At 44.9% G+C, this 15,885-nt stretch carries 16 protein-coding genes; 2 read left to right on the top strand and 14 right to left on the bottom strand.

Annotated features, from left to right (window positions below; translation table 11 throughout):
* The first annotated feature begins 177 nt into the window (after nucleotides 1-177).
* Complete coding sequence (locus P0M11_RS00965) at nucleotides 178-558, top strand: GreA/GreB family elongation factor (protein ID WP_275624053.1); 381 nt, start codon at nucleotides 178-180, stop codon at nucleotides 556-558.
* 72 nt (nucleotides 559-630) lie between these two features.
* On the opposite strand, the gene P0M11_RS00970 is transcribed toward P0M11_RS00965, so the two are convergent.
* On the bottom strand, nucleotides 631-1,605 hold the full coding sequence (locus tag P0M11_RS00970; RefSeq protein WP_181887770.1) for a deoxyhypusine synthase family protein: 975 nt from the start codon (nucleotides 1,603-1,605) through the stop codon (nucleotides 631-633).
* A gap of 52 nt (nucleotides 1,606-1,657) precedes the next feature.
* On the opposite strand from P0M11_RS00970, the gene P0M11_RS00975 reads away from it, so the two are divergent.
* Nucleotides 1,658-1,963 (top strand): MGMT family protein, encoded by a 306-nt coding sequence (locus P0M11_RS00975; RefSeq protein WP_275624054.1) that lies wholly within the window; start codon nucleotides 1,658-1,660, stop codon nucleotides 1,961-1,963.
* Nucleotides 1,964-2,037: 74 nt separating this feature from the next.
* On the opposite strand, the gene htpG is transcribed toward P0M11_RS00975, so the two are convergent.
* From htpG to P0M11_RS01040, 13 genes are all read right to left on the bottom strand, one after another.
* Nucleotides 2,038-3,933 (bottom strand): molecular chaperone HtpG, encoded by a 1,896-nt coding sequence (gene htpG / locus P0M11_RS00980; RefSeq protein WP_275624055.1) that lies wholly within the window; start codon nucleotides 3,931-3,933, stop codon nucleotides 2,038-2,040.
* Nucleotides 3,934-4,062: 129 nt separating this feature from the next.
* Nucleotides 4,063-5,064 carry a recombinase RecA gene (gene recA, locus P0M11_RS00985; RefSeq protein ID WP_158064864.1) on the bottom strand — a complete coding sequence of 334 codons (1,002 nt, stop codon included), beginning with the start codon at nucleotides 5,062-5,064 and terminating at the stop codon, nucleotides 4,063-4,065.
* A 73-nt stretch (nucleotides 5,065-5,137) separates the two neighbouring features.
* A complete protein-coding gene (locus tag P0M11_RS00990) occupies nucleotides 5,138-6,343 on the bottom strand; it encodes an oxygenase MpaB family protein (RefSeq protein ID WP_275624056.1) in 1,206 nt (401 codons plus the stop codon).
* Nucleotides 6,344-6,619: 276 nt separating this feature from the next.
* Complete coding sequence (gene gap / locus P0M11_RS00995; protein WP_158064862.1) at nucleotides 6,620-7,624, bottom strand: type I glyceraldehyde-3-phosphate dehydrogenase; 1,005 nt, start codon at nucleotides 7,622-7,624, stop codon at nucleotides 6,620-6,622.
* Between the two features lie 57 nt (nucleotides 7,625-7,681).
* The gene (gene pfkA, locus P0M11_RS01000) at nucleotides 7,682-8,668 is read right to left on the bottom strand and encodes a 6-phosphofructokinase (protein WP_275624057.1); all 987 of its coding nucleotides are present in this window, start codon (nucleotides 8,666-8,668) and stop codon (nucleotides 7,682-7,684) included.
* A gap of 225 nt (nucleotides 8,669-8,893) precedes the next feature.
* Nucleotides 8,894-10,090 (bottom strand): ADP-forming succinate--CoA ligase subunit beta, encoded by a 1,197-nt coding sequence (sucC, locus tag P0M11_RS01005; protein ID WP_275624058.1) that lies wholly within the window; start codon nucleotides 10,088-10,090, stop codon nucleotides 8,894-8,896.
* A 284-nt stretch (nucleotides 10,091-10,374) separates the two neighbouring features.
* Complete coding sequence (locus tag P0M11_RS01010) at nucleotides 10,375-10,632, bottom strand: hypothetical protein (protein WP_275624059.1); 258 nt, start codon at nucleotides 10,630-10,632, stop codon at nucleotides 10,375-10,377.
* A gap of 6 nt (nucleotides 10,633-10,638) precedes the next feature.
* Nucleotides 10,639-11,007, bottom strand: a complete 369-nt coding sequence (locus tag P0M11_RS01015) for a response regulator (protein WP_275624060.1) — start codon at nucleotides 11,005-11,007, stop codon at nucleotides 10,639-10,641.
* 43 nt (nucleotides 11,008-11,050) lie between these two features.
* Nucleotides 11,051-11,437 carry a DUF423 domain-containing protein gene (locus P0M11_RS01020; RefSeq protein ID WP_275624061.1) on the bottom strand — a complete coding sequence of 129 codons (387 nt, stop codon included), beginning with the start codon at nucleotides 11,435-11,437 and terminating at the stop codon, nucleotides 11,051-11,053.
* A 1-nt stretch (nucleotide 11,438) separates the two neighbouring features.
* A complete protein-coding gene (locus tag P0M11_RS01025) occupies nucleotides 11,439-11,609 on the bottom strand; it encodes a hypothetical protein (protein WP_275624062.1) in 171 nt (56 codons plus the stop codon).
* On the bottom strand, nucleotides 11,609-12,958 hold the full coding sequence (locus tag P0M11_RS01030; RefSeq protein WP_275624063.1) for a hydroxymethylglutaryl-CoA reductase, degradative: 1,350 nt from the start codon (nucleotides 12,956-12,958) through the stop codon (nucleotides 11,609-11,611). Before P0M11_RS01030 ends, P0M11_RS01025 begins: the two co-directional genes overlap by 1 nt.
* Before the next feature lie 78 nt (nucleotides 12,959-13,036).
* Nucleotides 13,037-13,564, bottom strand: a complete 528-nt coding sequence (locus P0M11_RS01035; RefSeq protein WP_275624064.1) for a hypothetical protein — start codon at nucleotides 13,562-13,564, stop codon at nucleotides 13,037-13,039.
* A gap of 33 nt (nucleotides 13,565-13,597) precedes the next feature.
* Nucleotides 13,598-15,829: a TonB-dependent receptor gene (locus P0M11_RS01040; protein WP_275624065.1), complete on the bottom strand. Its 2,232-nt coding sequence runs from the start codon at nucleotides 15,827-15,829 to the stop codon at nucleotides 13,598-13,600.
* Nucleotides 15,830-15,885: the final 56 nt, after the last annotated feature.

Below are 15,885 nucleotides of genomic sequence, written 5' to 3' on the forward strand. Positions count from 1 at the left end.
CACACGGATTCTTTTCTGAAAAGCTCCAAAGAGTTCATCTATTAGACCCGTCGGGTCCTGGCGGGAACTTTCCGTTTATTAATTTTAATTTCGATGTGTTACTACAGACATGGTGCCTCACGGTATGCAGTGTCTCAGGGCCGTTTGTAGCACGATCATCACAAAAAAATAGGCAAAATGTCTGAGAATATCATTTTAACAACCGGAGTTTACGACGTAATTAAAGATCATTTAAGGAGAAAGAAAGTAACCATTGAAGAAGAAAACCGGCTTCTGGCAGAACTGAAAAATGCGCAGCAGGTAAGAAGAAGAGAGTTGCCGCCTGAGGTGGTTACCGTGAACAGAAAAGTAACTATAAAAGACCACACCCTGGACAGGGAAGAGGAGTTGATTTTTGTGGGAGTAGCAGAAGCCAAACCAAAAAAGAATAAGTTTTCAATCCTTTCCGATATGGCCCTGGCCACCGTAGGTTATAAAGTAGGCGATGTCATAGAATGGCCATTCCGCGACGGTGAAAGGAAAATTGAAATCCTGAAGGTGGAAAACTGGCAAAATTAAACAGAGCACCTGAAAAAATAAAGGCCGTTTCACACACTCGTGAAACGGCCTTTTTTCTTTTAAATGCTTTTCTTAAGAATTCTCCAGGATATAGGAGAACATTAGCGGTGCACAGATGGTAGCGTCACTTTCTACTATGAATTTAGGCGTCGTAATGTCCAGCTTGCCCCAGGTGATTTTTTCATTTGGAACTGCTCCTGAGTAAGATCCGTAAGAAGTTGTAGAATCTGAAATCTGGCAGAAGTATGACCAGAACGGAATGTCGGTCATTTCCATATCCTGGTAAAGCATAGGGACCACGCAGATCGGGAAATCACCTGCGATTCCACCGCCAATCTGGAAGAATCCTACACCTTTGCCGCCGGAATTTTTTGGATACCAGTCGGCCAGGAACATCATGTATTCAATACCGGATTTCATTGTAGAAGCCTGCAGTTCGCCTTTAATACAGTAGCTGCTGAAAATATTTCCCATTGTTGAATCTTCCCAACCCGGAACCACGATAGGCAGGTTTTTTTCCGCGGCAGCCAGCATCCATGAATTCTCCTTCGGAATTTCGTAATACTGCTCCAGGACACCTGATAGAAGCATCTTATACATGTATTCGTGGGGGAAATACCTTTCGCCTTTGGCTTCAGCATCTTTCCAGATCTCTACAATATGCTTTTGCAAACGGCGGAAAGCTTCCTCTTCGGGGATACAGGTATCGGTCACACGGTTCAGTCCGCGTTCCAGCAATGCCCATTCGTCCTGTGCTGTAAGGTCACGGTAATGCGGCACTCTTTCGTAATGCGAGTGGGCCACTAAATTCATGAGGTCTTCTTCCAGGTTCGCGCCGGTACACGAAATAATATCCACTTTGTCCTGACGGATCATTTCGGCCAGAATTTTACCGATTTCTGCCGTAGACATGGCTCCGGCTAGGGTAATCATCATTTTTCCACCATCTTTCAAATGGGCCACATAGCCTTTGGAAGCGTCAACCAATGCGGCTGAATTAAAATGGAGATAGTATTTTTCTATAAATTCGGTAATCGGTTTGTTCATGTTTTTTTACTTTCAGCAAAGATAAGGATTTAATAAATCTTAATTTTGATGAATGGATGAGATTTTCCGCCGGCAGGTTTTTGAAGTGATCCGGCTTATTCCGAGCGGGCGTGTTACAAGTTACGGTGCCATAGCAAAAGCTGTAGGATATCCCAATCTTGCGAGGCATGTGGGCAATTCCTTGCGGAATTATGAAGAAGAGTTTCCCGCGCACCGCGTCTGCAACTCCACAGGTACGATTACCGGCAGTTGTTTAGCGGAATTTACGCAAAGGCTGTCTTCGGAAGGTATAAAAGTCCAAGGAAACAGGATTCAGGATTTCAGAAATATTTTCTGGGATCCGATGGAGGAGTTATAGGATAGGACAGGGCTAAAAAAGTTTCGGCGGCGGCGAAGCCGCCGCCGAAACGGAATCCTGATAAATCTTTCAGTTTATTTCGCCAGTTCCTTATAGCTTCTTTGGATAAACTCAGTGAGCTCCTTTCCTTTCAGTAGATTCTGAGAAAGTTTTGCCAAGTCTAAAGCATGTTTGATATGCGCATTTTTCGCCTCGCCATCTTCTTCACTAAGCAGTTTACCCGCAAGTTCACTGTTGGTATTCACCACCAGGTTATACATCTCCGGGAAACCGCCCATGCCGAACATTCCGCCACCGCCTGTAGCCTGCATGTCTTTCATACGGCGCATAAACTCCGGCTGAGTGATAATGAAAGGCGCATCTGTACTTTCCATATCCTCCAACTGTACAGTGAATTTGGAATCTGAAATACCTTCTTCAACGGTCTTTTTAAGTGTTTCCTTCTCAGTTTCGTTCAGTTTGGAAATAATCGGTTCGTCTTTCTTAATCAGATTGTTGATGTGATCCGCGTCTACACGTGCGAAACGGATTTTTTCTTTGGATGTTTCCAGCTTTTGAATCAGGTGCGGTACGATAGGAGAGTCCAGTAACAGTACCTCATACCCTTTATCCTGTGCGGCCTGTACATAACTGTGCTGGTCGTGTTCGTTGCTAGCATACAGGATGATCAGGTTACCGTCTTTATCGGTCTGGTTGGCTTTAATTTTTTCCTCCAATTCATTCCAGAGGAAATATTTGCCCTCCACATTCGGATACAGCGCAAATTTGTCTGATTTGTCGTAGAATTTGTCCTCGGAAATCATTCCGTACTCAATCACAACCTTAATGTCATTCCACTTGCTCTCAAAATCCTCGCGGTTTTCGTTGATGAGTGAAGCCATCTTGTCACCCACCTTTTTCGTGATATAGGAAGATATTTTCTTCACAGCACCGTCGGCCTGAAGATAGGACCGGGAAACGTTCAGCGGAATGTCCGGCGAGTCAATAACCCCTCTGAGCAGCATCAGGAAGTCAGGTACAATACCTTTTACTTCATCGGTAACAAAAACCTGGTTCTGATACAGCTGGATCTTATCTTTTTCGATATTCAGGTTATTGGCCAGTTTTGGGAAGAACAGAATACCGGTAAGGTTGAATGGATAATCAACATTCAGATGAATATGGAAAAGCGGGTCTTCAAACTGCATGGGGTACAGTTCGCGGTAGAAGTTCTTATAATCTTCATCCTTCAGTTCCGTAGGCGCCTTGGTCCAGGCTGGCGTAGGGTTGTTGATGATATTGTCAACCTCCTGCGTTTCCGGTTTTGCATCCTCGGCTGCATCTTCAGGCAGGGGCAGGGTTTCTGTTCTGGTCCCGAACTTAATTGGAACCGGCATGAACTTGTTGTATTTCAGCAACAGTTCACGGATTCGGGATTCCTCCAGGAATTCTGTTGAATCTTCGGCTATATGAAGAATGATTTCTGTGCCACGGTCAGTTTTTTCAGCCGTTTCTTCCAGCGTGAATTCAGGGCTTCCGTCGCAGGTCCATTTTACGGCTGCCTCACCTTCTTTATAGGATTTTGTAAGAATCTCCACTTTCTCGGCCACCATAAAGGCAGAATAAAAACCAAGACCGAAGTGACCGATGATTCCGGCGTCTTTGGCAGAATCTTTATATTTTTCCAGGAATTCCTCAGCTCCCGAGAAAGCTACCTGGTTGATGTATTTCTCAACCTCTTCAGCAGTCATTCCCAGACCCTGGTCTATTATGTGAAGCTTTCTGTTCTCTTTGTCAATTTTAACTTCAATGGCAGGATTTCCATATTCAGTTTTGGCATCTCCGATGTTGATGAGGTGCTTCAGTTTCAGCGTCGCATCTGTGGCATTGGAAATAAGCTCCCTCAGGAATATTTCGTGGTCACTGTAGAGAAACTTCTTAATAAGTGGAAAAATATTATCCACCGATACATTGATATTTCCTTTAGTCATAATTATTTAATTTTTGTTGACCTGATTTTTTCAAAATGAATACCAAGCAGCGGTTAGTGACATTTTGGCACGCAACAGTTATTGCAAAAAAAAGCAGCCCGGGAGCTGCTTCAGTTATTCTTACTGTAATTATTTGTTCTTTATCTCTTCTTTGATTTTGGCCTCCAATTCCTCGGCAAGTTCAGGATTGTCCTTCAGCATATCCCGAACCGCGTCACGGCCCTGACCAAGTTTGGTCTCCTCGTAGCTGAACCAGGATCCGCTTTTCTTCACGATTCCTGTTTCTACTGCCATGTCCAGGATTTCTCCCACTTTGGAAACGCCTTCACCGTACATAATGTCAAATTCGGCCATCTTGAACGGTGGTGCCACCTTGTTCTTAACGATTTTCACCTTCACCCGGCTTCCTACAGCTTCATCACCTGTTTTAATAGGCGCGCTCGCCTTTCTGATGTCAATCCTTACGGAAGCATAGAATTTAAGCGCATTACCTCCGGTGGTCGTTTCAGGATTTCCGAACATTACACCGATTTTTTCCCTTAACTGGTTAATGAAAATCACGGTACATTTTGTACGGGATATGGTAGCTGTAAGTTTACGCAAAGCCTGTGACATCAAACGTGCGTGCAAACCCATCTTGGAGTCGCCCATTTCACCTTCTATTTCAGCTTTAGGGGTAAGAGCTGCCACGGAGTCAATGACTACAATGTCAATAGCTCCTGAGCGGATCAGGTTATCGGCGATTTCAAGTGCCTGTTCACCATTATCCGGTTGTGAAATAATAAGGTCGTCCAGGTTAATACCCAGTTTAGAGGCATAATGTCTGTCGAAGGCATGCTCCGCATCAATAAATGCCGCAATCCCGCCGGTTTTCTGCGCTTCAGCAATGGCGTGAAGGGTAAGGGTGGTTTTACCCGAGGATTCCGGACCGTAGATCTCGATTACCCGGCCACGCGGATATCCGCCTACGCCCAGCGCAAGGTCCAGCCCCAGTGAACCGGAGGGAATCACTTCGATGGAATCGTCCACAGACGCGTCACCCAGGGTCATCACCGTACCTTTTCCGTACGTTTTATCTAATTTATCAAGCACCAGTGAGAGTGCTTTTTTCTTATCTTCGTTACTGCTCATCTGTAATATTTGTTTGTTCAAAAATACGGAATTTTCCGCTCTTTTTCTTATAATGTTTTGCCAAAAATAGGCTTCAATAATGGAAGTCTTTAGGTGTATGCGTCAGATAATCTTCCAGGACTTTCATCTGCTGTTTATGGCCCATATCCACAAGTTTGCGGTATCTTTCCGGTTTATGGAGCGGGAATATTTTCTGCGTCAGGACATTCGCACTTTTAATTACTGAAGGGAACACATGCGGTAGCGGAACTTTCGGAATCTGAAGTCTTTCGTTAATGTTTTCATCCAGTAAGTACCAGTTACAGCAAATGTGAAGATAGCGCAGATTTTTACGCTGGAAATGATATTTCAGAATAGTGGATTCCAGATTTTCGTCCAAGAGCGCTTTCGCCAGATAGGCCGAATCTTTATCGCCGGCACCCTGGGTTGCGGTCCAAAGATAAAACTGCTCCACGGCTTCTTCTTTATTATCGGGCATGTACTTTGCGGGGATTCCCAGCAAGTAGCCAATGTATTTCCAAAGGTGAAAAACGCCTTTTTCCTCCTCTTCACTTATCCGGATGCCCAGTTTCCTCAGACCCTGCATGAATACAAGACTGAATCCGGTATAGGTGGCCACCATATCCCACATATTGATGGGCGTGCCCCAGTTCGCGTAATCCCAATTCTCACTTTTCTGGCGGATCTTAAGGCGGGCGTAGGAATGCAGAAGTCGCGTCCTCACAATGAGTCTGTAAGCCTGCGAGTTGGTTCGAAGGGCATTTTCGCGGGTTACATTTACCCAGAATTCAAGTGTATCTTTAAGCCTTTTCACCGCACCGCGTTTAAGCGCACCGGTAAAGACAAGTGGTTTGTTGAGGAAAGCGAAGTCATATCCGCCCATCAGGGTGAAATCGCGCAGGATGATTAAGCCATTGGTGCCGGTACGCATGCAGAACCTTGCGCCGGCATTCGCCAAAGCGGCATTAAACCATTCCGGCACTTCCTGCATCTGCAGAAAAAGCTTTTTAAGGTTCTCCGGCGCAACCTCATCTGCCGACACCGGAGAGGCTGAATATTTTTCCACGAGGGCCGAGGCTTCATGATAGGGAAGTTTCAGGTAGGTTTCCTGAACCGCCGCATCGCCCAGTGCATCTACTTCATGATACAGGTGCGAATACCTGTCGAACTTTGCGATACCGGGTTTCGCCCCGGACCACTCCAGCAGATCCCTGCCGTTTCCGGTGGTCCAGAATGACTGAAAATGTGGGCTTTGGTAGAATTGTGGTTGTGCCTTCATTTTTTGAAAGGTAATTCCTGAATTTTGTGGTGCTTTGCAGCAGAAATGATGCCGCGCTCCATTTGAACCGGACTCTTATGGAAATGCCGCCTGGACCCCGCAATAGCGATGGCAGCGGAAAGCCCGGAGTTTTTTGGCGCAAGCGAAGCGAGCGCCAAAAAACGAGGACTTGCAGCGGACGCAGCGACCCGGCGCGGCTGCCTGAGCGCGGCGAGGGTATTGCCCCTAAAAAAAACCTCCGGATATTCCGGAGGTCTGTATGGTCAGTGGCTCTGATTATAGCGTTGCAGAGTGTGCAAGCATATCTACCAGTTTGTTGGAGTAACCCATTTCGTTGTCATACCAGGAAACTACTTTCACGAAGTTTGGAGAAAGCATGATTCCGGCATCCTTGTCGAATACAGAGGTTCTCTTTTCGCCTACGAAATCCTGAGAAACCACTGCATCTTCAGTATAACCTAAGATTCCTTTAAGTTCGCCTTCTGAAGCTTTTTTCATTGCTGCGCAGATCTCTTCATAAGAAGTTGCTTTTTCCAGTCTCACTGTAAGGTCAACTACAGAAACGTCAGCAGTTGGTACACGGAAAGACATACCTGTAAGCTTGCCGTTCAGTTCAGGAATTACTTTTCCTACGGCTTTTGCAGCACCTGTAGAAGAAGGGATGATATTGTTAAGTGCAGAACGCCCTCCTCTCCAGTCTTTTACAGAAGGTCCGTCCACAGTTTTCTGTGTAGCAGTGGTAGCGTGAACAGTGGTCATAAGACCTTCAACAATACCAAAGTTGTCATGCATTACTTTTGCAAGTGGTGCAAGGCAGTTGGTCGTACAGGACGCATTGGAGAAGATTTTAATATCGTCTGTAAGGTCCATGTGGTTTACACCCATAACGAACATGGGAGTATCGTCTTTAGAAGGTGCGGAAAGGATTACTTTCTTTGCGCCCGCATTGATGTGAGCCTGTGCAGAATCTTTGCTAAGGAACAATCCTGTAGATTCTACGATATATTCAGCGCCGATTTCATTCCATTTCAGGTTGTTAGGGTCTTTTTCGGCAGTTACACGGATTTTCTTTCCGTTTACGATAAGGTCGTTTCCTTCTGTGGATACTTCGCCCTTAAACTCGCCGTGCACAGAATCATACTTCAGCATATACGCCATATACTCAGCATCGATAAGGTCATTGATCCCTACAACTTCGATGTTGTCTCTTTCGGTCATTGCTCTGAAGACCAGGCGGCCAATTCTACCGAATCCGTTGATTCCTACTTTGATTGTTGACATAATTTATTAGATTTATAATTAATGATTTTCCATTTTTTACCAAAAGGCACCAGACTCTTAAATCGCGAGAATCTCGGAGATCTTCAGCAGGTCTTTGTTGATGGTATTGTGTTTTTTAATAGCTTCTTCTATAGGCGTGAAGACCAGTTTATTGCTGCGCATACCTGCCATCACGTTATTACGCCCTTCCATCAGTCCGGTTACAGCACCGTAACCTAAGCGGCTGGCCAAAACCCGGTCGGCACAGCTGGGCGAGCCTCCGCGCTGTATGTGTCCCAGCACAGCGATTCTAATATCGTAATTGGGGTATTTCTTTTTGGTCTGTTCAGAAAGGTCGTATACATTTCCGAGTTTTTCACCCTCGGCCACTACAACCACACTGGAGTTTTTGCCGCGCTTTGCCGCTTTATCAAAAGTGTCGAAGAGTTCCTCCATACTGTCTTTCTGCTCGGGTATAAGGATATCTACCGCACCGGTGGCAATTCCGGAATTCAGGGCGATGAAACCGGCATCTCTGCCCATCACCTCTACAAAGAAAATTCTGTTATGGGAAGTGGCCGTATCGCGGATCTTATCGATAGCGTCCATGGCCGTATTCAGTGCAGTGTCGTAACCAATGGTCGTATCGGTGCCGAAAATATCATTGTCTATCGTTCCGGGAACACCAATAGTTTGTATGCCAAATTCCTCATTGAAAATCTTCGCTCCGGTAAAAGTACCGTCGCCGCCTATGCAAACCAGGGCGTCTATTCCATTCTCTTTACACTGCTCGAAGGCTTTCTTCCGGCCTTCCTCAGTCCTGAATTCTTCCGACCTGGCAGATTTAAGGATGGTACCGCCCAGATTGATGATGTTGCTCACTGAGCGCGGGCCCATCTTGGTAATGTTACCGGCAATGAGGCCATTGAAACCTTCGCGGATGCCGTAGCATTCCAGTCCGAAGTAGTTGGAAGTCCGTACGACCGCACGAATGGCGGCGTTCATTCCAGGCGCGTCGCCGCCCGATGTTAAAACCGCTAGTTTCTTAATGTGTTGCTCTGCCATATCCGGAGTCGTTACGTGGTGCAAATTTACGAAAATTATGGCAAAGTGAAGGCTGTGCCTGAGGATATCATAATAATCACATTCTCAAAGCTAAATGTCTGACTTCTTAGCGAGTGATTAAGCCTTATTGTAGCCGAAAATTCAACCAATTTCAGAAGTTTAACGCCAGTACAAAAAAAGACAGCTTCCTTCCGAAAGCTGTCTTATATTTAAATGTCTGATGATTTATTTCGCCAGAACTTCTTTTACCTTGTTTGCTGCTTCTTCCAGTGTGATTGCAGAATGTACAGGTAAGCCGGAATTGTCAATAAGCTGCTTTGCTTCTACAGCGTTGGTTCCCTGTAATCTTACGATCAAAGGAACAGGAAGGCTTCCCATTGCTTTATAAGCGTCTACAACTCCCTGTGCAACACGGTCGCAACGTACGATACCACCGAAGATGTTGATAAGGATGGCTTTTACGTTTGGATCTTTAAGAATGATTCCGAAGGCTTTCTGAACTCTTTCCGCATCAGCTGTACCACCAACGTCCAGGAAGTTAGCCGGGTTACCGCCGGAAAGCTTGATGATGTCCATAGTCGCCATTGCCAGACCGGCACCGTTTACCATACATGCAACGTCACCATCCAGTTTTACGAAATTAAGACCTGCATCGCCAGCCTCAACATCAGTTGGATCTTCCTCACGTGTATCTCTTAATGCCTCAAGGTCTTTGTGACGGAAAAGTCCGTTACCGTCCAGGGTTACTTTGGCATCAACTGCAATAATTTTATCGTCAGAAGTTTTAAGAACAGGGTTGATCTCAAAAAGAGAAGCATCAATACCTACATAAGCATTGTAAAGGTTGGTGATGAACTTCGTGAATTCCTTGAATGCGTTACCGCTAAGTCCCAAGTTGAAAGCAATCTTACGAGCCTGGAAACCCTGAAGACCCAATGCAGGATCAATCACTTCCTTATGGATAAGGTGTGGGGTAACTTCGGCTACATGCTCAATGTCCATACCCCCTTCAGTAGAATATACCACCGTATTTTTGCCTAATGCCCTGTCCAAAAGGATAGAAACATAGAACTCTTTGGTTTCAGAAGCTCCCGGATAATATACATCTTCGGCAACAAGTACAAAGTTTACCTTCTTCCCTTCAGCAGAAGTTTGTGGAGTTACCAGCTGCATACCGATGATGTTCTCTGCATTTTCCTTCAGTTTTTCAACGTTTGGAGAGAATTTTACACCGCCGCCTTTACCACGGCCACCTGCGTGAACCTGCGCTTTTACCACCCAACCTTCGGCACCTCCGGTCATTTCTTTTAATTTGTTGGCTGCATCTACTGCCTCCTCTACATTATTGGCGATGAAACCGCGCTGAATATTAACGCCGTATTTTGCTAAAATCTCTTTGGACTGATACTCGTGAAGATTCATAGTATTGAATTAAATTTATTATTTTTTTAAGGATTTACAAATTTATGAAAAAAGCACTAAGTAGAAAGCCCTAAACCGTTAAGTTTTTTAAAGCGCGGAAGTTTAAGCGATGTTTTGATGATGGATCCTGCGGATTTTCTTCTGAAACGAAAAATTATGGGCGCCGATTCCGGCTTTCACTACTCGCTTTTTTGCGCCTCCGCTCGGGCCGGAACTAACAAAAAGAGCTCAAACAGGCCGTTCAATCCGGGGCGCGGCTTGGCCTTATTCATGTCGTTGCGTCATCAGTACAACCTGCCTACATCCTTACAAATCTCCATATATTCATCAGGGATCCTGGAGCGGAAGCTCTGCTCATAATATTCATCACTATGCGGAATGTAAATGCTGTACCTCTTGCCTAATGGAATGAGCGGGATGAAAAATAACTCTATATACAGTTTATAAACGGTAATAATGGCCTTTACATCAAAGCCATTCTTGCGGATAGTGCGGGTTTCCTTGCCTACCGGTTTCCTGTTCAGTCCGAAGATGAAAAACATGCTGGTTCAGTTTAAATTTGTAAAATTTTCCAAAGTAAACAGAAACTTGGTAAGGTCAAGTGGTTTCGCTAATGTGATATTAGCTCCTGCTGATGTTGCCTCGGCAATAGATTGACCCGAACCTGTCATATAAATTACTGCGGCATGCCTGCCATATGGACTTTGGCGAATATATTCTATGGCGCTTATCACTCCCATAGGAGGAATTTGTCTGGCTATCAATATTGCATTCGGTTGGAATTCTGCCAGTAAATCCGGCAGATTGTGAGTAGTAGTCCGGGTCTTGCATTGATATCCTTCATCCTTTAAAATCGATTCCAATACTTTGGATACATGTATTTTAGGTTCAAGAAGAAGGATGCGTTTCTTATACATTTTTATAGGCAGTCAATAATCATTCCGTAGATTCAGAAAAGATTCAGATCCTGTTCTTCAGGAAATAGAAAATCAGCATCGCCCAGGAAATGATCATCATCAGTCCGCCGATGGGAGTAATGGGTCCCAGGAATTTAAAATTCATATTCCAGGCCTCACTCATGCTGAGCAGATAAATACTGAATGAGAAAATAAAGGTTCCCGCAATCATCAGGATGGAAATCCATTTTTCAGAGGGGCTTTCAAATTTCAGGATATACCCCACGATCAGCAGGAACAGGGCAGAGTACATCTGATACCGTACTCCGGTCTCAAAACTGATCAGCTTTTCTGCAGAAATAACCTTCTTCAGTGCGTGCGCGCCAAATGCACCCAAAATTACCGACAGCAGTCCGTAAACCGCACCAACAACCAATGTAAATGTCTTCATATTATATTTCTCCTTTTTGATACATGATAATTAATTTCCCCGAAAGTGTGATTGCGCCCAGGGCAATCAGTAACCACGAAAACTTTTTTGTTGAGGTAAATCCCGGATCTTTTGTTGCTTGCAGGAAAATGCCGAATGCCAGCAGAAGCCCAGCCAAAATGATTCCGAACATTATTTAGCTCTTAAACTGTTAAATTGAGTAATCACCTCGTGATGGGTCACCGTTTTGTCTTTGAAATAAGTGACAAAATAATTTTTTTCGTCTTCAGTGGCTCCAAGTTGGTTCAGGATATTCAGTAAGTGCATCTTCATATGTCCTTTCTGGATTCCGGTGGTTACCAGTGAACGTATGGCTGCAAAATTCTGTGCCAGTCCCGAAACCGCCAGGATGCTCATCAATTCCTGTGCTGACGGTTTGCCCAGTAGCGCAAGCGAAAATTTCACCAAAGGATGCAGATTGGTAAGGCCACCTACAACTCCTACCGAGATAGGCAGGTCTATCCAGAATCTGAAAATTCCGTTATCAATGGTACAGTGTGTTAAACTTGAATATTTACCGTCTTTTGCAGCGTAGGCGTGCGCGCAGGCCTCGGTAGCGCGGAAGTCGTTACCGGTGGCAATCACCACCGCGTCCACACCGTTCATAATTCCTTTGTTGTGCGTGGTCGCACGAAAAGGCTCTATCTCCGCAATGGTGACGGCACGTTTGAATTTGGTGGCGAACTCTTCATTGGAGATGCCGCTGTCATCTTTCAGGTCCTCAATTTTGCAGGAAACCTCAGCTCTTACAATACAGTCCGGCGTAAAATTGGACAGGATGTTCATAACAATCTGCAGCGATTCTTTTTCCTCTTTGGTAAAGGTTTCATCTTTTGCTACCTCTTCCGTTAAAGTTTTGCCAAACTGCTCCAGACAGGAATTAATGAAATTGGCGCCCATGGAATCCACGGTGTCAAAACTGGCTTTAAGCTGGAAGTAATTCTCCAGATCCGCAGTTTTGTCAATTAGCCGGATGTTCAGTATGCCGCCGCCGCGGTTCCGCATGTTCTTTGTAATCTCTTCAGTAGCTTCGAAAAGTCTTTTCTTGAGTTTGAAGTTGAAGAAGTGCTGCAGTTTGTGTGCCTCAACATTAATAATGAAATGGGTATGGCCCAGTTTCTTCGTGTTAATAATGGTTGTTTTAAAACCACCCTTGTCAATCCAGAATTTTGCGGCTTTTGAGGCTGCAGCTACTACCGAACTTTCTTCCACTGCCATAGGAAGTGCCAGCAGTTTGCCGTCTATAAGAAAATTGGGTGCTATTCCATAAGGCATATAGAAATTGGAGATGGTATTCTCCGAGAACTCTTCATGAAGTTTTTGTAGAACAGCGTCACCGTTCCAGTACTGCTGAAGTATCTGTTCATAACTGCTGTCATCACTAAGGTATTCTTTAATAAGCCAGTCTATTTTGCGCTGCTTTGAAAGTTTGGAAAAACCCTCCACCGGTTGCTGATTCATGTAATATGATTTGAGATCCAAAGATATGGATTTTGCAGCTATCAATCGGGGGAGGGTTCAGAAAAAGGCAGGTATTCCTTACCTTAATATTTATAGATTTTACTGGAAAAATACCATGATGACGGCCAGGATAAAACCGATTCCCGCATATATCATTCCGCGCCGGAATGCTTTGGATTTAAAATTAAACATCCAGAACGAAGAGATCACAAAGAAAAACAGCACAAGCCCAAACACGGTGTTCAGTGAGGCATATCTGTGTTTGGAGGTGGATTTGTGCAGCTCGTTGAACTTCTCCAGCACAAATGGCAGCTGCATCTTGGAATATTTCGCTTCGCCTGTACTTACATTATAGGTGCCGTCCTTAAATTTCCGGACAGGACCTTCCTCAGCTTCAAATTCAACATTCCGTACCTTAATCTCCCTGGCCAACTCTTTTTCTGTCAGATTTGGCTTTAATACAACCTCGTACTTATTCTCCTTTTTCAGGAAATTGGTATCGCGGTAAATGAGCAGAACGCCACTGATGGCATAAACAGCCATGATGCCGGCTGTAAAATAGCCCAGGTACCGGTGCAGGATGCGCATTGTGGACTTTAAATTTCCCGACTTTTTTTTCTTTTCCATAGTTTATTTTTAAAGCTGAATGCAGTAGATTTCTTAAAGTTTGTAGGTAAGGGTGAGGTAGTAATTGCGCGGCGTGATGGGGTTCACCGAGTAATTCTCATGGTAATTGTATTCCACAGCATCAAACAGGTTTCCTATTTTTCCCATCAGCGAGAATTTTTTCCAGTCATAGCCAAAGCTTAGTGATGCGGTCACATAGTCGCCCACCTCCAGCATACGTGAGGCGCCGTTACGGCTGTCCAGCAATTCCTTGGTGTCGTTCCAGCCCGCAATGCGGTCTCCTATAAAATAAACTCCGCCACCAATCTTTAATCCTTTCAAATATTTGGCAAATGTGTAAAAGACCGATGCGTTAGCAGTTGTGGCAGGTGTGCGGACCAGCCGCTGGTTCTCAACATAACCGAAGGTCTCGGGAGTATCCAGATAAACAGAATGGTTATAGGATGCCCCGGCAATGATGGACAGGTTCGGAAGCGGGTTTCCGGTGATGTCCAGTTCTACGCCCCGGCTGCGCATCTTACCTGCAAAATCCTTAACCGTGGAGTCTAAATTTGCGCTTCCGTCTGCCTTAAATTCAGCTGTTTGGTAGAAGTTACGGTTATCTATCTGATAAACCGTCAGGTTGAGTGCTACGGCATTATTCCAGAAATTCTTTTTCATGCCCACCTCAAACTGATCTATAATCGATGGTTTCAGCACATTATCGTAAATATCGCGGCCGGTATTGGCTACAAAAGAATTGGTGTAAGTTGCAAATGCAGAAAGATTGTCATTCGGCATATAAACGATACCTGCTTTTGGCGAAAATGCACGGTCTACCGTTTTGCCGCCCGGGCTGTCCGTATTGTCCAGATAATCCCTTTTGGTACTCTCACTTTCAATATAAGACCATCTTAAGCCGGCAAGTAACTTGAACTGCTCGTTAAGGCTGATGAAGTCCTGAGCGTAAATCCCGAAACGCTGTGTAGGTATGCGTGTTCTGTCCTTATTTTCAGACATTGGCATGGCGCCTCCGGCCCACGTGGAAGGATCATCCAAATACAGCAAGCCGGTTCCTCCATTACTGCCATAAGTATATGACGTTCCGAAGTTTTTGCCGGTTTCCGGATTCCGGAAGGTGTAAGCGTCGGCTATGCCGTAATCTCCGTCGGTCCCGATCAGAATTTTATGGTTCACCTTGCCTGTATTCAGTTCCCCGTTCAGATTTAGCTGAAGTGAAGTGTAATTTTGCTCGTTGTAAGTCTTGTTGAGGGGTCTGTTCCATTTCAGGCGGTTCGCATTGTCGTAAGACCAGGTCACACGTTCAGTGGAAAAGAAATCTTTGGTGTAGTTTTGAAAAGAAGCCACAGTATTCAATGTCCATAAATCATTGAACTGATGATTGAAGGTGAGTCCTGCAGTAACCTGCTCTACATTCTGGTATTGCCAGTCGGTGCCAACATACGCATTTCTTGGCAGGAAGGTGTTCAGTGCGTAAGATTTGTCTTTATTTTCAATGGCGCCAATTCCGAAATCGGGCGTTAGGTCATGTTTCAGGTAATCGGCTTCTATTATAAGCTGAGATTTTTCGCCAATGTTAAACAGTACAGACGGATTGAAATAATACTTCTGGGACTCTACCACATCGCGGAAACTTTCGGCAGTTTCATAGGTGCCGTTCACACGGAAAGCAACATTTTTACTCAGTGGGCCGTAAAAATCAACCGTAGGTTTATAAGAGTTCCAGCTGCCGGCGTTCATGCCGATGCTGCCGCCAAAACTGAAACGTGGTTTTTTGGTGATCAGATTAACTACTCCGCCAGCGGCTACATTTCCGTAAAGCATCGCGTTTCCGCCCTTCAGTACTTCCACACGCTCCAGACCTGTAACTTCAGGGAAAACACCACTGTTTACACGGGCGCCATTCTTAAAAATATTATCGTTTCCGAAGTTGAATCCGCGTCCACCAAAACTGTCCTGGGAATTTCCGCGTGCTGAGGTAATATAAAGACCGTTTACGTTCTGAAGGACTTCACTTAACTGCTTCGCCTGCTGTTGCTCTATGATTTCGTGGGTTACGATGGCTATGGGTTGCGGATTCTCCATGACTGTCAGATTGGATTTTGTAGTGAGCGTTCGCGCATTATTCGGGTTGCCTGTCTTATGCAGATTGATGTCCTCAATTTGCTGCACCCGAAGGGTGTCGGAATACTCTACAAATTTCATTTGAGCATATGCGGGAAGAGTAAGGGCCAAAAGGCCAACAGAAACAAGTCTTCTTTTCATTTCCTAGTCTTTATTTAGAATGAATTAAAATAACGACCGCAAATGTAATAAAGCCT

The sequence above is a fragment of the Kaistella sp. PBT33-4 genome, from assembly GCF_029194425.1.
In the GTDB taxonomy this organism is placed as follows: domain Bacteria; phylum Bacteroidota; class Bacteroidia; order Flavobacteriales; family Weeksellaceae; genus Marnyiella.